This window comes from Enorma shizhengliae (assembly GCF_009676995.1).
Classification (GTDB): domain Bacteria; phylum Actinomycetota; class Coriobacteriia; order Coriobacteriales; family Coriobacteriaceae; genus Enorma; species Enorma massiliensis.
Map to the genome: position 1 here is coordinate 121,540 of NZ_VTFZ01000008.1, position 6,661 is coordinate 128,200.

At 64.6% G+C, this 6,661-nt stretch carries 4 protein-coding genes; 1 reads left to right on the top strand and 3 read right to left on the bottom strand.

All coding sequences use genetic code 11. The features are described from left to right. Positions 1-687: 687 nt before the first annotated feature. Positions 688-1,839 carry an aldo/keto reductase gene (locus GJE22_RS07005; protein ID WP_144688603.1) on the top strand — a complete coding sequence of 384 codons (1,152 nt, stop codon included), beginning with the start codon at positions 688-690 and terminating at the stop codon, positions 1,837-1,839. Positions 1,840-1,865: 26 nt separating this feature from the next. Here GJE22_RS07005 and GJE22_RS07010 read toward each other — a convergent pair whose 3' ends face one another. The 3 genes from GJE22_RS07010 to GJE22_RS07020 form a co-directional block, all read right to left on the bottom strand. Further along, complete coding sequence (locus tag GJE22_RS07010; RefSeq protein ID WP_328592323.1) at positions 1,866-3,380, bottom strand: ATP-binding cassette domain-containing protein; 1,515 nt, start codon at positions 3,378-3,380, stop codon at positions 1,866-1,868. Positions 3,381-4,091: 711 nt separating this feature from the next. After that, positions 4,092-5,168: a hypothetical protein gene (locus GJE22_RS07015; RefSeq protein ID WP_144688604.1), complete on the bottom strand. Its 1,077-nt coding sequence runs from the start codon at positions 5,166-5,168 to the stop codon at positions 4,092-4,094. Next, positions 5,168-6,256 carry a hypothetical protein gene (locus GJE22_RS07020; RefSeq protein ID WP_144688605.1) on the bottom strand — a complete coding sequence of 363 codons (1,089 nt, stop codon included), beginning with the start codon at positions 6,254-6,256 and terminating at the stop codon, positions 5,168-5,170. The genes GJE22_RS07015 and GJE22_RS07020 overlap by 1 nt, the downstream gene beginning before the upstream one ends. Between the last annotated feature and the right edge of the window lie 405 nt (positions 6,257-6,661).

Below are 6,661 nucleotides of genomic sequence, written 5' to 3' on the forward strand. Positions count from 1 at the left end.
CGGGAGAAGGGTTCGCGGCAACGCGGCTGCCTGTGGCAGGGGAAAGGCCGGTGCCGGATTCGCTACACGCGTGCTTCCCGGCTTCTGCCCGCGCATCAAGTTCTTGGACGAGGCGTACGAATTGCTCGGCATGCGCGATCACGCGAGCGAGCTGCTGCATGGAGCGCGCTGCTGCTTGCGAACCGCAGATATCGCTCATAGCGCCTCCTTTGCTCGGACGTTTATGCGGCACCGTTCAATGGTTCACATAAGCGAATCGTTCACCGCATTGTGGGGCATCGGGTGCGCGTTGTCATCATCGGGAAAGAAAAACGAGACCAATGGATGACCATCGGGGGAAGGTATTGCGGCAGGAATGCGTTCGGTCATACCGTATTCCCGCGAAGCCCTGCGCTGGCACTTAGTCCACGCATGCGATACATGGTCCGTGCACCAACGAAACCCTGTGCGGCCTCACTGCTCATGCGTTCGATTCGTGGTTCACGTGTTATCACAACGCGCTATGCATAGCGGACCCGTCAGCTGTTGTCCGCACCAGCATCTATACTTACACCAAGAGTGACATGCGAAGCGGCGGCGACCGCGCACCGTTGCCCACGCGTTATCGGCGCCGATGTTTGTGCTGGTAGCGCTGCTTGCGGCAGGCATGGATGCCGCCGTCTGCTTCGCCAGCAAGGGGAGGGCATCATGCAGTACCGCACGCTTGGCACCACGGGGCTCAAGGTCAGCGAGATCGGCTTTGGCGGCGAATGGATGGACGGCACGCTCGAGGAAACGCTCGCCGTCACGCGCGCCTGCGAGGACGCGGGCATCAACATCCTCGACTGCTGGATGCCCGACCCCACGCGCCGCTCCAACCTGGGCGACGCGTTCCGGGAGCTCGGCAGTCGAGACCGCTGGACCATTCAGGGGCACCTTGGCTCCACGTGGCAGGACGAGCAGTACGTACGCACGCGCGACCTCGACCAGGTCAAGCCCGCCTTCGAGGACCTGCTTCAGCGCTTCCATACCGACTACATGGACCTCGGCATGATTCACTACGTGGATAAGATCGAGGAATTCGAACAGATTACGGCTGGGCCGTTCTGGGGTTACGTGCAGGAACTCAAGCAGGCCGGCACCATCCGACACGTCGGCCTTTCCACCCACAATCCGGCGGTGGCCAAGCTCGCGGCGGCTGAGCCGGGCATCGAGATGATGCTCTTCTCCGTGAACCCGGCCTTCGACATGATGCCCGCGAGCGATAACCTCGATGACCTCTTCGGTGATTACAGCCAGGAGGGCCTCGACGGCATCAACGCCGACCGCGCGGAGCTCTACGCACTCGCCGAGCAGGCGGGCACGGGCATCACGGTCATGAAGGGCTACGCGGGCGGCCGCCTGCTCGATGCCGCGACCTCGCCGTTCGGCGTCGCGCTCACGCCGGTGCAGTGCATCCACTACGCGCTCACTCGCCCGGCGGTGGCGAGCATCATGGTCGGTTTCACCACGCCGGAGCACGTGGCAGAGGCTGTGGCGTACGAGACGGCTGGGCCCGAGGAGCGCGACTACGCAAGCGTGCTTGCTGGTGCGCCGCGCCACGCCTACTACGGGCAGTGCACGTACTGCGGCCACTGTGCGCCGTGCCCCAAGGGCATCGACATCCCCACAGTCAACAAGTTCTACGACCTCGCCGCCATGCAGCCCGAGGTGCCGGATTCCCTGCGCGAGCACTACCGCGCGCTCGACGTGCGCGCCGACGCGTGCATCGCCTGCCACGCGTGCGAGAGCCGCTGCCCCTTCGGTGTGAAGGTGGCCGAGAAGATGGCGCAGGCGGCGGAGCTTTTCGGCTGCTGGTAGCTCGATGGGCGAGGTTGGCTCGGCTTTTACCGCTCCGAGACGGCGCCGCCCTCGACGCGCCACGTGCGCGCGGTGCAGGCACGCAGAAACGCATGGTCGTGGCTTACGAGCAGCAGCGCGCCGGGGTACGCGGCGAGCGCCCGCTCGAGGGCCTCGACCGAATGAAGGTCCAAGTGGTTGGTGGGCTCATCCATGATGATGAGCTCAGGCGCGCGCAGTATTCCAAGCGCTAGCATAAGTTTGCGCAGCTCGCCGGGGCTTGTTCTTCCGCCTTCGAGGATACGGTCCGGTTCGGAGTTGAGCTGCGCCACAGTCGAGAGCACGCGTCCGCGCTCGGCGGGGGAAAGCTCGGCCACGCGCTGCACAACGCGTTGCCGCTCTTCGGTTGTTAGCTCCTGCGGAATATCAAGGACGGCGAGGTCGGCGGCGATGCGAGGCTTCAGATAGCGCAGGAGCGTGCTTTTGCCCGCGCCGTTCGGCCCCACGATGCCGATATGGTCGGTGTTGCCCACGAACAGGCGCGGCACCGTGAGCACGCTGTGCCCGCAGGGTATCTCGGCCGCATCGATGCGTAGAAGCGTCTTGCGCGGGCTCGGCCGCGCTTCGAGCCAGAGATCGCCGTCGTAGCGCTTCTCGATGCGCGTCTGGTCGAGGCGGTCGCGCGCGGCGGCAACCCGTGCGTCCATTTGAGCGGAGAGCCTGCCCCGTGCGCCGTCCTGCCCGGTGAACTTGGCAAGGTCGATCTTGCCCTTAGCGGAATGATCCTTCGGATCGAGGTGGCGTTTGGAGAGGCGCGCCTGCGCCCGCGCGGCTTCGTGCGCTCGGGCATCCTTTTCGGCAGCAAGGCGCGCCAACTGTGCTTTTGCCGTTTGCCGCTCTCTTTGGTTCGCCGTCCGTTCACGCTCCGCCTGTGCATGCGCTGCCGTGTAGCCGCCGGGCCGCCCAATGAGCTTGCCTGCTTCGAACGAGATGCAGCGATCGGCGAGCGCGTCGAGTAGGTCGCGGTCGTGGCTCACGAGGATGCCCACGCCGGTGAAGCTGCGGAGCGCTTGGGCAAGCTCCTCGCGGGCTTCGTGATCGATATGGTTGGTCGGCTCGTCGAGCACGAGCGCGTCGGGTCGCTGCCAAAGCGCAACGGCGACCTGCAGCTTTTTGCGCTCGCCATGCGAGAGCTCGTCGAAGCGCCAGGGCATCTCGTCGTCCAGATGAAAGATCTCTCGCAACCGCCGCGCTTCGCGTCCATAGTCGAGGGCAAAGTCTGCGAGCGCATCGGGTGGGGTATCCGTTTCTTGGGGGCAGAGCACGCAGAAAAGGCCTCCCGTCACACTGCCGGAGTCAGGCTTGAGAGCGCCAACCGCAATGCGTGCGAGCGTGGTCTTGCCGCAACCGTTGTCGCCCAGAAGGCCGCTCCAGCCTTGTGGAAAGGTGACATTTACGTTGTTCAGGATGGGTTCCGTGGCGCCAGGATAGGTGTAGCGCACGCTCGAAAGGGTAATCTGCATAGGCATGTCTTCCTGGTGGGGCGTCGTGCTCGGTGCCATGGGACTCCTGGCGAGCCAATGTGGCTGCGGGCTGCGGAGCCGCAGTGCGGCTGCAGGTTGCGGAGCCGCAGTGCTGCCGCAGGTTGCGGAGCCACGGTACGGCTGCCGGCTACGAGCGCCAAATGAATAACCTTGAACATGTCTAGCAGATGCGCACGGTACCTCGTTCCTCCTCGTTGGACCGATGGCGTCGCCACACGCGCTGCAGGGCCTCATGCCCCACTCGGCCAACGGCGCCAGTATACGGCCCTCCACGCTCGTGCGCAATGCCAAAACTGTCGAATGGGGACTGCCTCCATTCGACATGCTTGTTGCCATTTTTCGATGCCGGTTCGCTGCCGCTTTTCAATAAACTTTCATGCTGAAATACGCAGTAAGAGACTGAAATCTCTTTCTTATTGTGTAACTCGGCTTAAAAGTTTATATGAGAGGCTGGCTTGGCGTCACGTGGAACGCGTTTCGTCCGCCTGCGGTCTGCCGTGGCACTCGTTTGCACCGTAGCGTCCGTCCATGCCATGCGCATCAGTTTTATATTCGCTTTTGCCTTGCGATCGAAAGGTTTCAAGCAGGGAGTGGCAGCGTAGAGGTGCCTAGAGTGAAGAGCTGCTTGGGCGGGTGCCGGAACGCGATGGAGGCCTTCGCGCTTCAGGCCAAATGAAGGGGACCGGGCGAATGGCGGGCGTGCGGCGAACTCGCTGCAGAAAGCACCTGCTAGAACCCGTTGCGGTTGGCGAAGCGCTCGGATTCGTCGTAGACGCCGTCAACGGACTCCGCCCAGGGAATGAAGTCGGGCGTGTCGACGATGATGCCGTCGGCGTCCCATGCTGCTTGGTGAGAGAGGTCCCACGCTTCGCGCGGTTGCGGTCGCACGGGCAGGTACGGCGCCATGTAGGTGGGGTTGAGCAGGAAGAACGCTCCCCCTTCGCATCGCGCGGCAAAATCGCGGAGCGCTCTGCGCGCGGGCTTGCGGCGACCGAGCTTGTAGAGCAGGAGCGTGCGGGCAAGCAGGAACCACGGCGAATCGTCGAGCACCGCGGCAGCACTCTCGCCCCGTTCCGCCTCGAGTTCATGGGCGAAGGCGAAAAAGCCCTCTTCATCTTCCAAGCGCGCGAGCGCCAGAAACACTGTGCCCTCGGCGTGGCTCGGGTACCCCGAGGCCCGGAGCACCAGCCGCGCATAGCGTTCGGCCGCCCGGTAGCGCGCGCTCGCGAGGCACATCTGGGCGAGCGCCTCGAGCGTGTGGAGCCAACCGACGAGCGTCGGTTCCTCGACGGTCAAGACGGCTGTCGTGGTGATCGGGTCTGCGCCTTCGAGCGTGCGCTCCGCCACGAACCGTTCATCCCAAAAATGAGGCGCGTTGTCGGAGAACCCCGCTACGTTGCTCACGAGCTGCTCGTGCACGCGGTGCTCGAGCTTCATGAGCTCGCCGAGGCAGGCGTCGATGCTGATGTTCGAGAGCAAAAGCCCCACGAGGTTCGCGTCGATGCACATGCGGTCGGTCTCGGCGATTTTGAACAGGGCGAGTCGCGTCTCGTCGAAGAGCTGGGCGCGCTTGCGGTCGAACTCTTCGTCGTCCGGAACGTCTTCGATGGCGCGGAGCCGCTGCATGAGGTGCTCGTGGGTATGGGCGTAGGCAACGAGAGCCTGCTCATGGGCGCTGTTGGCGTATTTCTCCATGCGCTGCGGGATGTCTTTGTGCACGAGCTCGCGCGCCGCCGCCGTAAGCTCCGGGTGCGCCGCCAGATACATGCGCTCCAGGTATGCCGAGACGTAGGTCCGCGCTTCCATCAGTTCTCGCCTCCGCCGCCCATGCCCCGCGCACCGTGTGGAGCGCGCTGGCGCTTCGCGGACTCCTGAAGGTCTCCCTCAACGAGCTCGTGCGTGGCGATCCACACCGCGAGCCCGGCGTTGTCGGGCGCGCCGAGCCCCTCTTGCAGGAGTGGCGTCGCTTCGCTTATGGCGAGTACGAGCTCATCCTCGCTTCCGGGCACCACGTTAACGCGCCCGAAGACGCCGTCGGGGAACTCGGCTTGGAAGTAAAGCGCCTCGGCTGCGTGCGGGTAGGTCTGGAGTATCGAGCGCAGTGCCCGGGTTGCGCCCGCGAAGTCGAGCTCGTGGTAGGCGATGGCGAGCTCGGCAAGAAGCTCCCATGCGTCGGAGGTCTTTTCGGCGAGATGGTGCCGGCGGCGGGCGGGTGCGGGCGAGCGGTACGCCGCGGCGTGCTTCTGACGAAAGCGCCGCAGGTCATCGCGGGTACATTCAAGTTTTGCCATGGCAAGCACCGCAGTCAGGCGCACATCGGCGGGATCGTCCGGCGCGAAAGCGAGGCAGTCTTCCGCGGCGTCGAGCGCGAGGCGGTATTGCCCGGCCACGAGCGCGCGTGCGGCGATGGCGGCAAGCCAGCGCACATAGGGCCGCTTGCCAAACCCGTTCGCGAACTCCCGCGCATAGACATCGTGGGCGGAGGAGACCATCCGCTCGAGGTCCGCCTCTACCTCAGCCCGGTAGTCGATGAGGTAGCCAACATAGGCGTCGTTCGTTTCGGCTTCCACTGCCGCGAGCATGCGCTTGGCGTCCCAGTTACCGGGGTCGAGCTCGCATGCCTCGCGTAGCTGCGCCTCGGCTTCTGCCGCTTCGCGGTCGGCGGTCTCGTCGTCTTGGGCGAAGGGCAGGCGGTAGTCGATGGTCTCGGTAGCAAGGGTGACCAGGTGGAATGACCTATCGCGATCGGTGGCAACGAGGCTCGCCGGGTCGCGGTTGTACTTCTGCAGGCACGATTCGATGAACGGCGCGTTCTCGATGGGGTAGATGCGCTCGCGCTGCATCGCGCCGAGGATCAGGCGCAGGCAATCTTCTTGTATGGGGTCGTACGCCATGGGCCTCCCTCCGCGCTGTCTGAGCGCATCACCGCGTGCGCTATGGCTGCTCTCCGCGCCGGCGTATCTCGGCGCTTCGTATGGTGAATGGAATAGGATAGCACGTACGGGTATGTTCTGCCACGCGCGCGCTTGCGAGCGCGTTTGTGTGAGGGCTTTGGGGCAGTGCCCACGTTCTCGGGCGAGATTCGGACAACGTTTGCCTTGTCGGGCGAAGTTCGAGCGCCGCCCGCGTTCTCGGGCGAGATTCGGACATCATAGGCGTTTTCGGGCGACTTGGGACCGCGGACAAAAAGTTGGACGCCCGTCGGGCGTCGGAACGGAGGTCCGCATGCACTCCAGGGAGACCGTCGAGCTGTTCCTGCTCGGGATCGACGACGGCATGTCGACGAGAGAGGCCTCGGA

Excerpts from the sequence above, each read along its gene's own strand:
- GJE22_RS07005 (WP_144688603.1), top strand. The coding sequence starts at position 688 with ATGCAGTACCGCACGCTTGGCACCACGGGGCTCAAGGTCAGCGAGATC.
- GJE22_RS07010 (WP_328592323.1), bottom strand. The coding sequence starts at position 3,380 with ATGGCACCGAGCACGACGCCCCACCAGGAAGACATGCCTATGCAGATT.
- GJE22_RS07015 (WP_144688604.1), bottom strand. The coding sequence starts at position 5,168 with ATGGAAGCGCGGACCTACGTCTCGGCATACCTGGAGCGCATGTATCTG.
- GJE22_RS07020 (WP_144688605.1), bottom strand. The coding sequence starts at position 6,256 with ATGGCGTACGACCCCATACAAGAAGATTGCCTGCGCCTGATCCTCGGC.